The 678-nt window shown below is 55.8% G+C and carries 1 protein-coding gene and 1 pseudogene; both read right to left on the bottom strand.

Annotation, left to right across the window (positions count from 1 at the left end):
• On the bottom strand, window positions 1–391 hold a 391-nt coding region (locus B0E43_RS23135; RefSeq protein WP_254423329.1), incomplete at its 3' end, for an OmpA family protein.
• A gap of 168 nt (window positions 392–559) precedes the next feature.
• Window positions 560–667: pseudogene (locus B0E43_RS23130) on the bottom strand (OmpA family protein); the annotation flags it as partial.
• Between the last annotated feature and the right edge of the window lie 11 nt (window positions 668–678).

Here is a 678-nt window from a genome sequence, read left to right as displayed (position 1 = left end):
TGCCCACTCTCAGCTCTGTTCTGCGGTTCAGCTGGTGCATCGCAGGGGTACAGGTCACCTCGTCGCAGTTGTGGATCGGCTTGGTTTTGCCAAACCACTGGGACTCCAGTCTGTTGTCTTCCACTCCCCTGTTTTTCAGGTAGTCTTTCACCACCTGCGCTCTGCGCTCGGACAGTTTCTTGTTGTACTCCTCATCTCCGCGCTGGTCGGTGTGACCCTCGATGTACAGCATCAGGTTCGGCATCCGCTTCAGCATGATCGCCGTACGCTCCAGTTCGGTCTTGTGGACACTTCTCAGCATGGACTTGTCAAAGTCGAAGTAGATCGTCGGGATGTCGTTGATCTCTTCCTGGATTTTCTCGAAGATGTCTTCCGGCTCGCAGAAGTCCATGTCCTTCAGCTCCTGCGGAATGTCATACTGCTTGGTCGGGTCAGGAAACGCTTCCAGTACCAGTTCGGAACGTCTGTTCAGCTGGTGGTTCTCCTCGTTGCAGGGCTTCCCGTTGCCGCAGTCGTTGATCAGCTGGCTTTCTCCAAACCACTCCAGTCTCACCCGGTCGGCACTGATCCCTCTGGCTCCCAGGTATTCGGTCACTGCTTTCGCCCGGTTGTTGGACAGCGTGATGTTGTATTCGTCACTCGCTCTGGAGTCGGTATGCGAGGCCACCAACAGGTCCA

The sequence above is a fragment of the Algoriphagus sp. A40 genome (assembly GCF_002002735.1).
Lineage (GTDB): Bacteria > Bacteroidota > Bacteroidia > Cytophagales > Cyclobacteriaceae > Algoriphagus.
Note: the sequence above shows the minus strand (reverse complement) of the source record. Positions and strands in the feature narration are given on the sequence as shown.